The 17,882-nt window shown below is 69.0% G+C and carries 11 protein-coding genes; 10 read left to right on the top strand and 1 reads right to left on the bottom strand.

Annotated features, from left to right (window positions below):
- The first annotated feature begins 609 nt into the window (after positions 1 to 609).
- Together Cco03nite_RS27115 and Cco03nite_RS27120 are read left to right on the top strand one after the other, a co-directional pair.
- A complete protein-coding gene (locus Cco03nite_RS27115) occupies positions 610 to 1,149 on the top strand; it encodes a SigE family RNA polymerase sigma factor (protein WP_203695046.1) in 540 nt (179 codons plus the stop codon).
- Entirely contained in the window at positions 1,149 to 1,901 is a 753-nt protein-coding gene (locus Cco03nite_RS27120; protein WP_203695047.1) for a hypothetical protein, read from the top strand. Before Cco03nite_RS27115 ends, Cco03nite_RS27120 begins: the two co-directional genes overlap by 1 nt.
- On the opposite strand, the gene dnaA is transcribed toward Cco03nite_RS27120, so the two are convergent.
- On the bottom strand, positions 1,898 to 3,526 hold the full coding sequence (dnaA, locus tag Cco03nite_RS27125) for a chromosomal replication initiator protein DnaA (protein ID WP_203695048.1): 1,629 nt from the start codon (positions 3,524 to 3,526) through the stop codon (positions 1,898 to 1,900). The two genes, Cco03nite_RS27120 and dnaA, sit on opposite strands and share 4 nt — an antisense overlap.
- Positions 3,527 to 4,193: 667 nt before the next feature.
- Between dnaA and rpmH the strand changes: the two genes are divergently transcribed.
- The 8 genes from rpmH (at position 4,194) to Cco03nite_RS27165 (ending at position 10,394) form a co-directional block, all read left to right on the top strand.
- On the top strand, positions 4,194 to 4,331 hold the full coding sequence (gene rpmH / locus Cco03nite_RS27130) for a 50S ribosomal protein L34 (protein ID WP_020522716.1): 138 nt from the start codon (positions 4,194 to 4,196) through the stop codon (positions 4,329 to 4,331).
- A gap of 19 nt (positions 4,332 to 4,350) precedes the next feature.
- On the top strand, positions 4,351 to 4,794 hold the full coding sequence (rnpA, locus tag Cco03nite_RS27135) for a ribonuclease P protein component (protein WP_203695049.1): 444 nt from the start codon (positions 4,351 to 4,353) through the stop codon (positions 4,792 to 4,794).
- Positions 4,791 to 5,075, top strand: coding sequence for a membrane protein insertion efficiency factor YidD (gene yidD / locus Cco03nite_RS27140; RefSeq protein ID WP_203695050.1), 285 nt, complete (start codon positions 4,791 to 4,793; stop codon positions 5,073 to 5,075). Before rnpA ends, yidD begins: the two co-directional genes overlap by 4 nt.
- The gene (yidC, locus tag Cco03nite_RS27145) at positions 5,072 to 5,947 is read left to right on the top strand and encodes a membrane protein insertase YidC (RefSeq protein ID WP_239167698.1); all 876 of its coding nucleotides are present in this window, start codon (positions 5,072 to 5,074) and stop codon (positions 5,945 to 5,947) included. The genes yidD and yidC overlap by 4 nt, the downstream gene beginning before the upstream one ends.
- A gap of 225 nt (positions 5,948 to 6,172) precedes the next feature.
- The gene (locus Cco03nite_RS27150) at positions 6,173 to 6,751 is read left to right on the top strand and encodes a Jag family protein (RefSeq protein WP_239167702.1); all 579 of its coding nucleotides are present in this window, start codon (positions 6,173 to 6,175) and stop codon (positions 6,749 to 6,751) included.
- Positions 6,748 to 7,494, top strand: coding sequence for a 16S rRNA (guanine(527)-N(7))-methyltransferase RsmG (gene rsmG, locus Cco03nite_RS27155; protein ID WP_373314336.1), 747 nt, complete (start codon positions 6,748 to 6,750; stop codon positions 7,492 to 7,494). The genes Cco03nite_RS27150 and rsmG overlap by 4 nt, the downstream gene beginning before the upstream one ends.
- A gap of 520 nt (positions 7,495 to 8,014) precedes the next feature.
- A complete protein-coding gene (locus Cco03nite_RS27160; RefSeq protein WP_373314340.1) occupies positions 8,015 to 9,286 on the top strand; it encodes a ParA family protein in 1,272 nt (423 codons plus the stop codon).
- 40 nt (positions 9,287 to 9,326) lie between these two features.
- Complete coding sequence (locus tag Cco03nite_RS27165; protein ID WP_203695052.1) at positions 9,327 to 10,394, top strand: ParB/RepB/Spo0J family partition protein; 1,068 nt, start codon at positions 9,327 to 9,329, stop codon at positions 10,392 to 10,394.
- Positions 10,395 to 17,882: the final 7,488 nt, after the last annotated feature.

Raw genomic sequence — 17,882 nt, forward strand, 5'->3', positions numbered from 1 at the left:
GACCACTGAAACCTTAGGACCCCCGAGCGATCTCCCCTCGGGGACCCCTGTGGATCGGCGGCGGCCGAGCATCCACAACTTCCCGAACCCCGATGATTTCTTGATTTCTCTCTTAGAGATAACTCCCGTCTTCATCATCGGTGCTGTGGAAACTGTGGATTAACGCCGTACTCCCAGGTCAGCCCGCATGTGGGGGTGTGGAGGAGCGGTGGACGGCCGGTGGATAACCCGCCGGTTTCTCCACAGCCGGAGCTTCGTCCACCGGTTGTCCACCGGCGTCCACAGGTTATCCACCGGCAATCCCCAGAGGTTCTCCCCAAACTGTGGACGCCGGGCATCCACGTCCTCCACAGCGATATCCACCGATCATGGCCCGCTGTCCACGGATCAAGGGCGCCGTCCACATGGGTGTCCACACTCTTTCCACAGCAAGATTTTTGGGGGTTTCTCTGTCCACATCCGTCCACAGCGGATCCACAGCCAATCCACCGGGTTATCCACGGACTTATCCACGACCGCTGTGGACAACGGGCAACCTTTCGCCGTCGCGGGCGACTTGTAGGGGGCGTACCCGGCTCCGGACACCCTCTACCCACAAGGCGGATCCCGATGAGCGCATCGCGCGCCGAAGAGTTCGAGGCGTACGTGCGAGCGCGGACGCCGGCCCTGCTGCGGGCCGCCTACCTGCTGACCGGTGACCAGCATCTGGCCGAGGACCTCGTCAACGACTCGCTGAGCCGCACCCACCAGGTCTGGCACCGGATCTGGGACGGCAACCCCGAGGCGTACACCCGAAAGATCATGTATCACCTGCAGATCTCGTGGTGGCGTCGCCGCAGGCGCACCCCGGAGCGGTTGACGGACCTCCCCCCGGAACCGGGCGACCACTCCCCCGCCCAGGCCGCCGTCGACGAGCACGCGCGCACCGTCACCCGGCTCGCGCTGCACGAGGCGCTCGCCCGGCTCGGCGCCCGCCAGCGCGCCGTCCTGGTGCTGCGCTACTTCGAGGACCTGACCGAATCGCAGGTGGCCGACCTGCTCGGCATCACGGTCGGCACGGTCAAGTCGCAGTCCGCCAAGGCGCTGGCGCGGCTGCGCACCGACGCGCCCCACCTGCTCGACTCCCCCATCAGCGACAGGAAGCTGTGATGAACGACTTCTTCCGCGCCCAGCTCGCCGAACTCGCGGCACAGGCGGCGCCCGTCGACCTCTATCCCCGGGTGCTCGCCACCTCCCGCCGCCGCGCGCGGCGCAGGGCGGTCGCCGTGGTGGCCGCGGTGGTGGCGCTGTCGGGCGGCTTCGCCGCCACCGCGGTGGTCGTCGGCAGGGCCGTGTCCCCGCCGGTGACCACGCCCTCCGGGTCGGCCGGCCCGGTCACGACCGTCCGGCCGTCGGCCGGGGTCAGCGACACCGCGCCGGTGACCGATGTTCGCAACGCGTCCTTCGAGGTGCCGGAGCTGGCGCTGTGCCCGGCGGGCCGCCGGACCTTCGTCGACGGTACGGAGCGCGACGGCCCGTACAACTTCCTGACCGTGACCGAGCTGTCCTCGCCCCTGCGCGCGGATCTCGACGGGGTGCCCGGAGACGAGCTGCTGGTGCTCGTCAGCTGCCGGATCGAGGGGATCTTCACCCGTAAGCAGCTGCTGGCGCTGACCGTCGTCGACGGCACGCTCCGCCCGCTCGGGCTCGTGCTCGACGCGAAGACCTTCGGCTTCTTCCCGTGGGTCGATCCGGCGCAGGTGTCGGTGCGCGGGGACGTTGTCGTCGTGCGGATCGAGGGGTACGGCAACGACGACGGCGCGGAGCGCATCACCCCCGAGGAGCGGGGGTACGCGTACCGCGGGGGTGTCTTCGTCCAGGTGAGCGGTCCGACGGCGCGGCCGTCGCCGCTGCCGCGCTAGATCTGCTTGATGCGGTTGGTGAGTTCGGCGATCTGGTTGTAGAGGGATCGCCGCTCCGCCATCTGCTGCCGGATCTTGCGGTCGGCGTGCATGACCGTGGTGTGGTCACGTCCCCCGAACGCCTGTCCGATCCGGGGAAGGGACAGGTCGGTCAGCTCGCGGCACAGGTACATGGCCACCTGGCGCGCGTTGACCAGCACCCGCGAGCGCGAGTGGCCGCGCAGGTCCTCCAGGCTGACGCCGAAGTACTCCGAGGTCGACAGCATGATCTGGTCGGCGGTGATCTCGGGGGCCGCGTCGTCGGGGATGAAGTCGCGCAGCACCTCCTCCGCGATCGACAGCTTGACCTGCTCGCGGCTGAGGTTCGCGTACGCGGTGACCCGGATCAGCGCGCCCTCGAGCTCGCGGATCGAGTTCGACACCCGCGAGGCGATGAACTCCAGCACGTCGGCCGGCGCGTGCAGGCGCTCCTGCGCGGCCTTCTTCTGCAGGATCGCGATCCGGGTCTCCAGGTCCGGCGGCTGGATGTCGGCCAGCAGGCCCCACTCGAACCGGGTGCGCAGCCGGTCCTCCAGCGTCGACAGCGCCTTGGGCGAGCGGTCGGAGGTGATGACGATCTGCTTGTTGGCGTTGTGCAGCGTGTTGAAGGTGTGGAAGAACTCCTCCTGCGTCCGGTCCCGCTTCTCCAGGAACTGGATGTCGTCGATCAGGAGGATGTCCACGTCCCGGTAGCGCCGCTGGAACGCGCTGGCCTTGTCGTCGCGGATCGAGTTGATGAAGTCGTTGGTGAACTCCTCCGTCGACACGTACCGGACGCTGCGGGCGTGGCCGAGTTCCTGGGCGTAGTGGCCGATCGCGTGGAGCAGGTGGGTCTTGCCCAGCCCGGAGCCGCCGTAGATGAACAGCGGGTTGTACGCCTTTGCCGGGGACTCGGCGACGGCCACCGACGCGGCGTGCGCGAACCGGTTGGAGGAGCCGATGACGAACGTCTCGAACCGGTACTTCGGGTTCAGCTTGTTGCCGCCGGCGTCGCCCGCGGCCGAACCGGGGGTGGCGCCGGGACGGCGCTCGCGCTCCTCGCGTACCGCCGCGAGCGGGTGCGGCACGGCGCGGCTGTCCACCGGGCCGGTGCCCCGGCCGGGGCCGGAGTCGGACGGGCCGTCGCGGTCGGGTGTGCGCAGCACGGCGGCGCGCACCGGGGCGACCTCGGGATGCCGCGGGACCGGGACGGCGAACAGCGCGTCCTCACCGTCGGCGGCCGGCGCCACGATCGAGTGCTCGGCGGGCGGCGGGGTGTAGACGGGTGCGGTGTACGCCACCGGGGCGTACTCGGTGGGCGGGGGCGGCGGGGGCGCGGGGCGGGCCGCGGACTCGTCCGGCGGACGCACCTTGACCGCCACCTGCACCGGCCGGCCCATGATCCGGGACAGCGTGTCGGTGATGGCGGTGCGCAGCTTCGTCTCGATGATGTCGCGGATGAACGCGTCCGGCACGCTCAGCAGCACGAGGTCGTCGACCACCGCGAGGGCCTGGGTGAGCCGGAGATAAGCGCGGTGCTGCGCCGAGACGATCTCGTCAGCGAGCTCGTCGGTGGCAGCCAGCCACACGGCATTGAGGTCGCTCACCTGTCAGCCTCGTTCATGCGCTCGACCCTTCGATTCCGTGTAGCGGGGCTCGGTCTCGCACCGGGCTGCCCGTCAGCTCCCGCCCGACGGCTCCGATCAATGACGGTGTCATCACGGACCGTGGTTTTCCCCCGGGTTATCCCCCGAATCAACGAGGTTCTCCACAAGTTATCCACAGGCTGTGTGTCGATCGGTATCCGGGGTCCGGCTGGTATGGGTCGCCCTATCCGGCGCACGAGCGCCTGCAACACGGCCCACCGTGCCGAACGAGCCACCTTATTGCCCGGTTTTGCGGTAACCGCCACAATTAACGGCCAGCCCCGTCAGCCAGGCACTCCGGCACGCTAACAGGGTTATCCACAGGCGTCCACCTGTTGTCCACAGCTTCACTCTCGGTGAGTGTTGATAACGACACTGTGGGTTGCGGTGGGGGCGACGCTGTTGACACGGTGAGTGAGCTGCGAAGAGTTCTTGGCGGACATCGACGGCACGTGTACCCTGGAGCGGTTGCTCCATCACCCTCTGCTAGGGTGTCGGTTGCGGCGTCCGCCCTGACTCAGACAAGATCGAGATTCTTCGTCCCGATCCTGCCGTCAACCGGGCGGTGCATCCGCGAAAAGCTAGAACTTCCCCGCTTGAGGGCGGGGCGATCCCCAGGAGACCTGACGTGAGCAAGCGCACGTACCAGCCGAACAACCGTCGGCGCGCGAAGACCCACGGCTTCCGGCTGCGTATGCGCACCCGCGCCGGGCGCGCGGTGCTGTCGGCCCGCCGGGGCAAGGGCCGCGCCCGCCTGGCGGTCTGAGACCCCGGACGGGCCTCGGATGCTGCAGGCTGCGCACAGGTTGAGGCGAAGCGCTGACTTCGCCGCCGCCGTGCGGGCAGGCCGCCGAGCCGGTCGTGGCGCCGTGGTGGTGCACCTGACGGTGCCCGCAGCGGCCACCGAGCATGAAACGGCGTGGCAGGGAGCTGATCCCGGCCACGCCGTTGCCGTGTCCGGGCAGGTCTCACAGGCGGGGTTCGTGGTCTCCAAGGCGGTGGGGAACGCGGTGATCCGCAACACGGTGAAGCGCCGGCTGCGCCATCTGGCTGCCGAGCGGCTGGCGGGCCTGCCCGCCGGGGCCACCGTGGTGGTGCGAGCGCTGCCGCAGGCGGCGTCCGCGTCGTACGAACAACTGGGCCGGGACCTCGACGCCGCGCTCGCCGCGGCGCTCAAGCGCGACCCCGGCCAGGCATCGCGTCGCAGGTCGACCGGGGGGAAGTCATGACGCAGCCGTCGCGACCCACGACACTCGCCGGGCGCGTGCTGGCCCTACCCATCATCGCGTACCGTCGTTGGGTGAGTCCGGGCCTGCCAGCCCGTTGCCGGTTCTACCCGTCCTGCAGCGCCTACGCGCTGGAGGCCATCGCGCAGCACGGCGCGGCGCGGGGGTTCTGGCTGACGGTCAAGCGGCTCGGTCGCTGCCATCCCTTTCACCCGGGCGGATATGACCCAGTGCCACCCAACACCCGCCGCAGTACTGATGTGACTGGAGCAACACCCTCATGATGGACTGGATCTACACGATCGTCTCGAAGGTCCTGCTGCTATGGCACAGCCTCTTCGACAAACTCTGGGGCGACGGCACCTGGCTCGCCACCAACTGGGACTGGGTCCTGGCGATCGTGTTCCTGGTGCTCACGGTGCGTGTGTTGCTGTTCCCGCTGTTCATCAAGCAGATCCGGTCGCAGCGGGCCATGCAGACCCTCCAGCCGCAGCTGAAGGCGCTGCAGGAGAAGCACAAGGGTGACAAGGAGACGCTCCAGCGCGAGATGATGGAGCTCTACCGGCGGGAGAAGGCCAACCCGCTGATGGGCTGCCTTCCGCTGCTGATCCAGATGCCGATCTTCTTCGGCGTCTTCCACGTGATCAAGCGCCTCGGCACGGGCACCGTCGACGAGACCCTCTACGGCTGGACCGCCGCGCAGTTCCAGAGCGGCATGGCCGCCGACCTGTTCGGCGTGTCCATCGGTGCGACCTTCACCCAAGGCGGCGCGGCCGCGGTGCTCTGTGGCATCCTCGGCGTGGTCATGATCATCACGACCTACATGACCAGCCGCCAGATGATCCTGAAGACCGGCTGGTCCGAGGACCCCACCCAGAAGATGATGCAGAAGCTGATGCTGTACGGCATCCCGGCGACGCTGATCATCTCCGCGGTGGCCTTCCCGCTCGGTCTGATCATCTACTGGACCACGACGAACCTCTTCACGCTCGGCCAGCAGATGTGGGTCCTGAAGAAGTACCCGCCGCCGAAGATGGCCGGCGCCAAGGCGGAGCCGAAGGTCATCGACCCGGAGGTCGCCAAGGCGCTCGCGCCCAAGGTCGGCGCCAAGCCGGCCAACACCAAGCGTAAGACGGTGAAGAAGAACGTCGGCTGACCTCAGCCATGATCGCCCTGCGATCGCGGCCCTGCCCGAAGCCGTCCTCCGCCTCGCCGCGGAGGACGCCGGGCGGCCGCCGGCGCGGGCGGCGGGCCGGCTGACTGCCACCCCCCACAGACCTGCTCGTGATCCCCGTGTCGTGAGGCGCGGGGCCGATCACGGGGTTTTGATCGGACCGAACACCCGGAGAAGAACGTGACCGACCAGACAGAGCTGGACGACGTGGCAGTCGAAGACCTCGCCGAGACCGAGACCGTGAAGGGCGCGGCGGAGGCCGAAGAGGCCGAGGAGGCCGAGGAGGGCGCCGACGAGGCCGCCGCTCCCAAGCGCAAGGCCGCCAGCGACGCCGACCTGTTCCGGCAGAGCGAGATCGCGGCGGACTACATCGAGGGTCTGCTGGACATCCTGGACGCCGATGGCGACATCGACGAGCTGGTCTCCGGCGGCCGACCGGTGGTCGAGGTGGTCGGCAGCCGGCTGCAGTCCCTCGTCGGCCCGCGTGGGGCGACGCTGGAGGCCCTGCAGGAGCTGACCCGACTGGCGATCTTCAAGCAGACCGGCGAGCCGAGCCGCCTGCTGCTGGACGTCGGTGGCTACCGCGACCAGCGCCGCAAGGAGCTGGGTGCGCTGGCCAAGAACGCGGTGGAGAAGGTCAAGCAGCACGGCGAGGCCGTCAAGCTGGAGCCGATGTCCGCCTTCGAGCGCAAGTGCGTGCACGACGTGGTCAACGCCGCGGCGGGGGTGCAGAGCGAGTCCGAGGGCGTCGAGCCCAACCGCCGGATCGTGGTACGTCCGGCGTGAGTCCCGACGACAAGACGGAGCCGGTCATCCCCGACGGGGTGACCGGCTCCGTGCTCTCCCCTGACCTTCGCCCGGCGGCCGAGGCGCTGTTCGGCGACCGCCTCGACACCGCCGCGCGCTACGTCGACCTGCTGGCCACCGACGGCGTCGTGCGCGGCCTGATCGGCCCGCGTGAAGCTCCCCGGCTGTGGGAGCGCCACCTGCTGAACTGTGCCGCGGTGGCCGAGCTGATTTCCCCGTCCGCCACGGTCGTCGACGTGGGCTCCGGAGCGGGTCTGCCCGGTATCGTGCTCGCAGTGGCTAGACCGGATATTTCGGTCATTCTGGTTGAACCACTGGCACGTCGGACCTCCTTCCTGGAGGAGGCGGTGGCGGCTCTCGGCCTGACCGACCAGGTCACCGTGGTACGCGGCCGCGCGGAGGAGCAGATCGGCCGGCTCAGCGCGGACGTCGTCACCGCCCGCGCGGTGGCGCCCCTGGACCGGCTGGCGGGCTGGTGCCTGCCGCTGGCCTCGCCGGGAGGCCGCCTGCTGGCGCTCAAGGGAGTGTCGGCCACCGAGGAGATCGCGGAGCACGGCGACGCCGTCGCCCGCCTCGGCGGCGGCCCGGCCGTGATCCACCAGTGCGGTGTCGGCCTGATCGACCCGCCCACCACCGTGGTGGAGATCGTCCGAGAGCGCGAGGTCGTGCCGAAGACTGCCAAGCCGACCCGGCGGGCAGGGCGCGGAGGACGCCGGCGCTGAGCGGTGCGCCCTCCGCTGACGGAGAGGGCGCACGACGATGGGTGTCCTACGAACCGACGGCGCCGGCATGTCGGCCTCGGCCGACCTGCCGCGCCCGCGCACCTATGCCGGCGCGTTCCCGGGTGCGGGGGCGGCCATCCGCTCGCCCCTGTCCGGCGCGGTGCTGGCGACAGGGACGCCGCCGGCTCGGCGGGTGATGCGTACAGCCCCCGTCGCGCCCGTAGCCGCGGGCTGGCCGGGCACCGCGCTCGCGCAGCGGCGGCTCGGATGTCGCATGTCACTGGTGCCGGGATTCTTGGTGTATGTCCAGCCAGAAGGCGGTCAGACGCGTGCCCGAGTGGAGGACGGTGGTAGCTTCCGTCGCCCGTCCGCCGTAGGCTGGCCGCGCGTCGATAATGTGGACCCGACTGTCGCGGGTGCGGTCACAGCACCGCCGGCAGAGACGCCAGCGCGCGCCGGACCGGCCGGCGCAGCCATCCGATCCGATGCGGGCAGGGATGACACGGTGCAGGAATACGGCATGAGCCTCCCCCAGGGCTCTTACGGCGTTGTTTCACGTGAAACATCAACCCCGGCGCAGCGAGGCGCCGCCAACCCGGGCTCCGGTATGAGGCCGACCGTCGCGAACACGTACACGTCGAGCGCGGCAGGGTCATACCCGGCACCCAGTGGTCCGGCGAGCCCCGACGCGACCGGTTTCCGCGCGACGGCGTCGGTGCCGCCGCCGGGGAGCAGTGTGCCGCCCGCGGAGTTCTCCTCGGCTCCGCACGGCGCCACCGGCTACGTGCCGGTGTCCGCTCCCCCGGCCAACCGGCCGCCCTCGCCCCGCCCTCAACCCAGTTCTACGCATGTCGCAGGTGAGGATCAGAGTGCGACCGCGTACGGTGCTTCTGACGCGAACACGACAGCGTCCGGTAGTTCGGAGGACCCACCGTTGGCCATGGAAGCGATGCGCGCCGTACAGATTCTCAACCCGAGCGGTGAGGTGACCATGCCTCGCCCCACCCGGCAGCGCGTCATGTGCGTCGCCAACCAGAAGGGCGGCGTGGGCAAGACCACCACGACGGTGAACCTTGCAGTGGCCCTGGCCCTGCACGGCAACCGCGTGCTGGTGGTCGACCTCGACCCGCAGGGCAACGCCTCGACCGGACTCAACGTGCCGCACCACGCGGGCGTGCCGGACGTGTACGACTGTCTGATCGACCAGGTGCCGATGGAGGAGGTGGCGCAGGCGGTCGAGGGCATCCCGAACCTCTACTGCGTACCGGCCACCATCGACCTCGCCGGCGCCGAGATCGAGCTCGTCTCCGTGGTCGCCCGCGAGTCGCGGCTGGGCCGCGCGATCCAGGGCTTCCCGATGGAGTTCGACTACGTCTTCATCGACTGCCCGCCGTCGCTCGGCCTGCTGACGGTCAACGCGCTGTGCGCCGCGCAGGAGGTGCTCATCCCGATCCAGTGCGAGTACTACGCGCTGGAGGGCCTCAACCAGCTGCTGAACAACATCAACCTGGTGAAGGCCCACCTCAACCCGAACCTGGACGTGTCCACCATCCTGCTGACCATGTACGACCGCCGTACCCGCCTGGCGGACGCGGTCGAGCAGGACGTGCGCAACCACTTCGGCGAGAAGGTGCTGACCTCGGTCATCCCCCGCAACGTGCGCGTATCCGAGGCACCGAGCTACGGCCAGTCGGTCATGACTTATGATCCCGGTTCGCGTGGAGCCACCAGTTACTTCGAGGCCGCGCAGGAGATCGCCGAGCGCGGCGCGAAGATCGGAGTTGCGGCATGAGCACGCGGAACAGCAGCACTGCGGAAGGTGAGGCAGCGGCATGACCCCGCCCCCCGTACGTAAGGGAGGCCTCGGCCGGGGTCTCGGCGCGCTGATCCCGACGACTCCGGCGGCACCCGCGGCTCCCGTGCCGGCGGCACCCGCGCCGGTCCCGGCTTCGGTCCCGGCGCAGGCCACGCCTGTTGAGGTCGCGCCGGTCTCCGCTCCCCCGGCCGCCCCGGTCGCGGTGGAGACTCCGCAGGCCCCGCAGGCCGTGGAGATGCCTCCCCCGGCGCAGGTGATGGACCTGGCACCCGTGCCCGGCGCACGGTTCGCGGAGATCCCCGTCGGCTCGATCGTGCCCAACGCGAAGCAGCCCCGGCAGATCTTCGACGACGAAATGCTCGACGAGTTGAAGATCTCCATCCAGGAGGTCGGCTTCCTGCAGCCGATCGTCGTCCGCGAGCTCGGCCAGGACAAGTACGAACTGGTCATGGGCGAGCGGCGTTGGCGTGCCGCACAGGCCGTCGGCAAGGAGATGATCCCGGCGATCGTGCGGGACACCCGCGATGACGCCATGCTGCGCGACGCCCTGCTCGAGAACATCCACAGGGCGCAGCTGAACCCGCTCGAAGAGGCGGCGGCATACCAGCAGCTGCTGGAGGAGTTCGGCGCCACCCACGACGAGCTGGCCAAGAAGATCGGGCGCAGCCGGCCCCAGATCTCCAACACCATCCGCCTGCTGAACCTGCCCCCGCAGGTGCAGAAGCGGGTGGCCGCCGGAGTGCTGTCCGCAGGCCACGCGCGGGCGCTGCTGAGCCTCGACCAGGCCGACGCCCAGGACAAGCTGGCGACGCGCATCGTCGCCGAAGGGCTGTCGGTGCGGGCCACCGAAGAACTGGTGATGCTGGCCAACGCGGAGAGCGATGCGAAGGAGCCCGCTGCCAAGCGGCGCGCCAAGCCGCACGCCCCGGCGTTGGTCGACCTGGCGGACCGGTTGTCGGACCGGTTCGACACCAAGGTGAAGGTGGACATCGGCCGGAGCAAGGGCAAGATCACGATAGAGTTCGCGACGGTCGACGACCTGGAGCGGATCGTCGGGATCATCGGCGTGGAGAACCAGGAATAGACTAGGTTGACGAAGCGGGCCGTCCGACGGGGCGGCCCGCTTTTTGTGCCTGCCTTCGGCTCAACCATCCGACTGACGCCTGGACGCACCGTGGATGGAGATGCAAATCGGGTTCGGCCACGCTGATCCTTGACCGCTCCTCCTGATTCGGCATGCCGGACTGACCCCTGTCGGGGCACGTAGGTCAGCCTGCTGGCCCGGTCGGCTGGCCTGATTCGACCTCTGGGGTCGGGTCTGCGGGACTGAACCACTCGGCCAGCAATCAGGTCTCCGCATGAAGCCGGACAGAGGCACCGGCAGAGGGTTGGTGGTGCCGGCCTGGCGGGACGGTCGTGACGGACAGGTCTGCTGGGACGGGTCTGGATGACGACTCTGGTCGGGCGGGCGTGGCGGAAGAGTCTGGTCGGACGAGCGTCGTGGACGGTCTGGCGGGCCGGGTCTGGTCGGCCCGACGTGGCTGCACGGTCTGACGGGACAGAGCCGACGAGACAGAGCCGACGGGATGGAGTTGGCGGGATGGAGTTGGCGGACGAGATGGCGGCGCCTGTGGGAGTGGTCCTGTGGATGGGGTGCACCGCGCTCGTTGCCAGGACCTGTGGATCGAGCCCCGCGGCCGAAGGGGTGGACCAGTTGGATGGGCTTACGGCAGTGGGGCGCGCAGAAGTCGGGCACTCCGGGTCTGTCGAAGGCCCGGTGCGTGATGGGTTCGCCAGCGGTGGTTGCGGGTCAGGGTCTGGCGGATTGACTCGACGACGGTCCGGGCCTGCCTGGGCGGTGCGGGCCGAGGAAGCGCGTAGATTCCGGCCGCGCTGGCGAGGGCTTCGGGACCCGGTATGCCGTGTCGGTGCCTCTTGCGCTCGCAAGGCAGTGGCGTCTGCCATACCCATGTCATCCCGTGCCTGCGGTCCCGGGCGTACGGGTGTGGTTCAGGTTCACGGTGATCGCCCCGATCCAGACCAGGAGGGCCTGGAATTCGGAGCGAGGACATCGGAGCCGCCCTTGGGCCTGTGCGGTTCGCGGGTGTCCTTGGCAGCAGCGGTTCCTGCTCCACCTCGCCAGCGGCTCCTGCTCCACCTCGCCGTCGACGCGGCGGACCGCGGTCAGGCTGGCCGGCCGCGAGCTCCTGTACGAGCGCCAGGCGGGGAGCGTACGGGTGCGAGGCCGAGCGATTGGGTGTGGATGCGTGGGTGGGTTGCGTGGGCCGGGCCGGGGTGCCGGATTGCCGGTGCTGGCATAGAGCGGAGCCGGGTCCGCCAGTCGACAGATGCCGGACCAGCGGAACGGCGGACCAGTGGAATGGGCGGGTCGGGGTCCGATTCGGGGAGGCCCATGGCGGCGGCAAAAGCTCGGTGGATCGGCGCGTCGGCACACTTCGACCGCGGGCTCCGGTTCGTTGGCTAGGCAACCGTCGGTGGCCATACGGAGGCCTGTGTCCGGGTCACGGCGTGAAGCGCGAGGGTGGGTCGGGCATCGGATGGCGTAGCCACCTGCAGCGTGTCGTTCAGTGCGCGGTCGGCATCGGCGTTGAGTCGAGGCGGTGATGTTTCACGTGAAACCAGAAGATCCTCTACTCGTGCGGCGGGCTTGGGGTGCGGGTTCACCCGAGCGCTGCAGGCAGGGTGGTGAGGTCGTGTTCGACACTCCCCCACCCGTGCTGCGTCGATCCACGGGTCAACTCGGAGCGGGTGGGCACAAGGGTCCTCGCAGGGCGCGGTAAGTACAGAGTCGTCGCTGAGTCAGGTTGGCCCCCAGGCTTGTCGTCGGCGGACATGAGTCAAGCCGATCGCGACGTACCGACCCGCTCCCGACTCGCTCGCTCTAGTCGCACCGTCGGCCGTGTCAGCTAGGGACGATACCTCTGGCGCTTGGCCGGGAACTCGCGGCCGGTGCAAGGCGGGCGGCGAGCCCCGTCGTGTGATCGTGCTTCATGGGCGCGTGGTGGGTTGCCCTAACACGGGCCACGCCCCAGAGCCTCGTTCTCCGAGGTTCGGTCTCAGCGGCCCGTGTTCCCTCACGGGCTCTTGTCGGCGCTTTCGATGCGGCTTGCGCTCTTGGGCGTTGGAAGGCAGAACGGGTAGCGCGCGTCGACTCCAACGAAGCAGGCGACGACCGCCAGCCCTTCGGCGGGTGGTCGGGTGTCAGCCAGTGGCGGTGGCGCCTACTTTCTCCGAGCCTTTGGGAGGTCGTGGACTGCCGGGCTCCTTCACAGGCTTGCCCTTGCCCATGATGCGATGGGCCGTGGCGAGCGAGTGGAGTGCTCAAGCCAGACAGACTGCGTCCTTCGTGTCGACCCGGTCCTGAAGAACTTGGTGGGACACGAAGGTTCGGAGTCTGAGCCCTCTCAACCAATGAGGACGGGGTGCGCTCGCGATCTTCTGGTTTCACGTGAAACCTTGCGATCGACGCCGGCGCTCGGTGCCATGGTCGGAGCGCATGTTGGTCGAAGCCGGAGTTCCACGCGCGGCGGACAGTCCGAACGGCCATGGCTGGAGCACCCACGCCGGAGGACCGCCTGCCGGATGGAGAAGCCGGCGAGAAGCGAGGCGAGGATCGCAGCCTCCATCGGGACCGTGTCTCGGAGCACTGGGCTCTCGTCGTGGGGCTTGGTACTTCCGATCCGTGGAGAGCGCTTCGGTGTACGGGCGCAGTGCGCCTGCGGGGCAGTTTGCTCTGCGCCAGACGTGACATTCGTGTCGACGCGCAGTGTTCGTTGATGCTTCGTCGTGAGGCCACGGTCCTGCCGTTCCGCCTGACCCGGTGCCGGCTGAGGGGTTCTGCGGAGTGGTTGTGCAGTGGACGGGCAAGTGCGGGCGCTGCGGGAAGGCAGGGCGCCGACAGCCATGGCGGTGACCTTCCCACTCGGCTGACAGCCCGTCGACTTCGGCGGTCATGAGGGAACCTGGGACGGCGGAGAGTTGGCGCGTGCCCACCCGATAGGTGGCGTTGTGCGGATCTGTGGTTGAGCGGGGAGCCGAGCGGGGCTGTCTTGGGTGGCGCCAGTTGGGAAGTCGCCGACGATCGGAGTTCGGGTCGGCCGCAGGCGACGGTCCGAACGCGCTCGACGCGTTGCGGCCGATGCTGTCGCTCGGTCGGCTGCGGAACTGGCTGCAGTACTAGAGGCCAGCGGCTTGACCAACTGGCGGCCAGCATCTGCCTGGACGCATCCCGGTGCAATCCGCGCCGACTGTTCGGTGATTTCGTGCGAGGAGTTCGCGCGCCGTGCCAGCCACGCGGCCCCGCTCCGTGAGGCAGAGGTATAGCCGCTAGCGGTCGGCGGATGGCGGCGGAGTACGCGTTGCAGAGTTTGCCGCAGGCGCAGAATCGCGCGTTCCGGGCCGAGGCCCGTCGCGGGCAATTCTCCCCATGGTCTGCGTAACCGAGTGTTGCATCGGCCTAAGCCAAGGGCGTTGCGCCAGTGGCCCGAGCACTTGTCGGTCGAGTGGTACGCCAACCCGAGTGCGGGTGCGTTCACCGGGCAGCACTCGGCCGATGCAGCCGCGCGGGTCGGTCGTCGGTCTTCACTCTGGGCGGGTATCCCCGGGCGACGGCAGGCCGCCGATCGCGACCAACGCTGGAGGGCAGGGTGCGTGCGCACGCGGCTGGGTTGAACTTGAATCTGGGACGCTCGCGAGACGGACGATGCCCCCGGCTCTACACGGCATCGTGGCGCGGTTCCCTCGGCGGACGTCGAGGAGGAAGGCCACACGCTCCCCCGGTTGCGCGCGTCCGAAGGTGGGCGTCGGAGAGAACGGCATTCCGCCCGAGAACTACTCGCTGCGTCCGACGTGTGCGACGGGATCGCCCGCCAGCAACGAGGGTTGCCCGTGTGTCCGCGAACCGGCTAGTGGCGCACTCGGGCTGGACGGCGACCGCTGGCTCGGTTTGGCGCGACCCTGTGGGCGGGCGCAGTGTTTCACGTGAAACACGATGATCGCGTTCGCGGTTGCAGCCGTCTCTGTAGCGAATCGAATCAAGGTTCACCGGCGTGGTCGGCCAGCCCGAAAGGGCGCAGGTGTCTAACAAGTGGCTCGCCCGTAGAACAACCGCTGGCCGCCCCAGTTCGTCTCCATCTCTGCCGGCCTGCTGGTCCGCGCCGGGCGGGCAGCACTTTGCGCCTGCGCGGAACGGCACGCCGCGAAGGGCTTCAGAGCATTGCAGCCCAGGACGGCACGTGCGGCCGTTGTCGCATTCAAGCGGAGTGCTGGCGCACGTGACTGACAACTTGGCGAGTGCGCTTCTGCACGAGGGCTCGGAACGACAGCTCGGAACGACAGCTCGCTAGGACAACTGGTGCCGCGTTGAGGTCGACCGGTGTGGCGCGCGGATGGCGACCGCGGTCGGAGTCGGAAGATTCGTTGCCATGGCGAAGGCGCGCTTGCTCCTCCACCCGAGACCGAAGCGCCCGCGCGTTCTCGGTTAGTGCGGTTCTCCCTCCTGGTTGCCGTCGTGCGACGCGCTAGCAAACTCCGCCCGGTTGAGGCGGATAACCGTGCTGGCGCGCCCCGGGCGGCGTATGGCTTGGGGACACGTTGCACACCTGTCGAAGCCGCTGTGTTTTCGCCGGCACGGCCGCAGCGCGCACATGAGCCAGACGACGTTTCCTGAACTGGCGCGGGGCGCAGGGGCACTAAGCAGTTCGGTACTGCAGGGATAGTGCGTGCAACTGGGCGATTCGTGGCTCGTGTGGTCGGCGTCCGGCGCATCAGTCCACCTGAACGTCCTGGCCGACAACTGCGACATCACCGAGTCAGGTCACCCGTCCTCGGGCCACCCGACACTCGACGTCGTGCGGTGGAGTCGTGCATCGCGCGACTGCGGACGTAGGTCTGTCTGTACGGGTTCCACTGCAGCCATGGCGCAGAACCGACTCGCACCAACATGACCCCTAACTGGAGGACCGCGGCGACCGGCATGACGTCTGGGAAGGCGGATCGTCATACGGCAGAGCACGCAGTCGAGGCCGGGGGCCAACGGCCGAACCCCGCAACGAAGTGTGGTGTGCCAACCCCGGGCTGGAGGCCGCCCGCACGAGCCGATCCCGTTTCCCTCCGAGTTGTGGGCCAGGAACTCATCCGCGATTCGCGCGAACCTCCGGAGGCTGGATTCGCCGCTAGTTCTGGTCGGCGTCGTTGTGTGGGCGGCGACTGGGAATCCCGCGTGCGGCCGACGACAGCGGGCGCGGCGAGCCCTCGGTCCGGACTGGCGATGGGTGCGCCGTGCCGGCTCGACCGAGCTGTGGCTGCTTGAGCAAACCGATGGGTTCGCACTTGATGGACTGAGGTTCATCGGACTCCGTCGGCCGGGAGTCCGTGGCACCAGCAGATGACGGCTCGTTCGGCGTGTGGCCCTGTCCACATGCAGCGGCAACTTCATGGGCACCTGATCCGCGCGCGGATTGGGTACTCGACGGGCGATTCTCTTCCGATCTGCGAAGGTGTCGCGCGATGTTGCGCGGGTGCGCCGTCGTAGCCGTGGACACGCCCCACGACGCGTCGGCGGCCGTGGTCTGGTCAACCGCCTGTTTGCGGCGGCGTCGGGCGGAAGTTCCTGTCGAGACGGCTACCGAATGTGCTGTCGTCGAGCGAACTGTCGGCCTCGCCGGTGCCGCCTCAGGGCGTTACGGCAGAGCGGTTCGGGCAGAGCAGTTCAGGAACGGCGGGTTCGGGCCGGGCGGTTCGGGTCGGCGGGGCGCGACGCCGGCGTCGCCGGAGAGGACCTCAGCCATCACCTGTTGATACGCCCGCGATGAAACGGAGCTCACTGATTCGGTTGATGGGTCGCGGTCACGCCCGGCAGCGCCATCCGCCTTGTGCCGGTGCGCGGCTCGTTGTTCCCGGCCCGACGAACGCGTGCTGGACTCAGCGTTCCACGCGTCCATGTGCTTCAGCTGCTCGCGGCTCAGCAGTTCAGCGGCCCCGGCGTCCAGGGGAAGCCGATGCCCCGATGCCCCGATGCCCCGAAGGCCCGAGGCCCCAGGGAGTCTCAGGGCAACTGAGGTGTTCGCAGAGCACATGACCGCGGGTAGACCCCTGGTAGTCCCGTGTGGCTCGCCGGTCCTGCTACTTCCGTCCCGCGGTTTCTGCGGTTCGGTGGCCGGCCTGGCGGACACTGCGGCCCCGCTTAGTTCGGCGCGGTCCTGGCGGCGGCGGCCCGGGTCTGCTGGTGCATGCAGCGGGACCAGCCGACGCGCTGTCCTGTGGACCCCGTGCGGACAAGACCGAGCCGCCGTGGAGTGGAACCCGGGCGGCAGACCTTCCCGATGAGCAGTACCCGTCGTGGCGGCGATCGCCAACCGCCGGCACGGCCGCTCAACGGGGTACAGGGGAACTCATAGACCGGTGGATGAGGCGGTGCCGCCAGTGCGGGGAGCGCCGCTGAACTCGGCTGCTTGTCGCTGGATTCGACGAGGTCCTCAAATCGACCTCGAGGCCGTTGAACGAGCGGGACCCGGAGGTCCACGCGGTTGCAACTGACGCCAGCACCGGTGATCCGGGCCGTACCCGCAAGCACCCCGAGGCACGGTTGGACACGCTTCGGTTGCGGAGTGACGGGTTGTTCAGCCCAGCACCAGGCACACGGCGAAGGAAGGGATCTGGCGGACCGGTTTTCCCTGCACGCGGTTTCACGTGAAACCACGATGCCGGGTCAGCCGACGATAAGCCGCCAGGACCGCCGCCCGGCCACGGTCTGAACCGTTGCCGCCGTCCACGGTGCCCTGGCGGTCAGCCGACTGTGGGAACAAGCCGGCGACGGATGCCATGTCGCCCTCAGATGGACGCGCCTCAGCCAGCCCTCTACTCGCGCCAGGCCCGGTGAAGATCGGCTTGGTTCCGTTGCCGAGCCCATCCGACGAAGCGCCACGCCCCCTGCTCCCGCCGGACCCAGGACGTGACGAGCCGTGGAAGCCAGGTCCTGCGAGTGGATCCCGAGCACGAGATGCGTGGATAACGGCCCGACGATTTGGCCCACCGGCGCAGTGGTTGAAGCGGTGCCATGCAGCCCACGCCGGTGCCCAATCAGTTGTCAGTTGGTTCAACGAGCCCATGCAGAAGTCGAGGACAGCAGGTGCACCGGCAAGGCCTGCACCACCGCTCCGCAGACTTTGCTGGGCACCGCAACCCCGAGCCCAGGACGATGGGTCCAGTCACCCCGATCGCGAGCCATCCTTCCCGCGGCGGACCGCGCTGGTGCTGGACCCGGCCTGATGTCGGGCTTGGCGCGCCGCACTGGCCGCACAGATCTGGGGCGGCAGAACGATATGGAAGCGGAACAGATTTAAAGGGGTAGGCCGATGGCAGGCGAGTAGTCCGACCAGGCACCCCGCCTGGCTCCGGGCCCGCTCTCGCCATCCTTGCTATGCCAAACGCACCGTTGTCGGACACCTCGGCCACTCGGCGGTGGTATTCACGGTTCGCCGGTGTCCCGCCTTCGTCATGGGTCGCCAGCGGGCTTGGTCCAGACCGCTTGGGTCTGCCCAGCGGATCGGGC

The organism is Catellatospora coxensis (genome assembly GCF_016862635.1).
GTDB lineage: Bacteria > Actinomycetota > Actinomycetes > Mycobacteriales > Micromonosporaceae > Catellatospora > Catellatospora coxensis.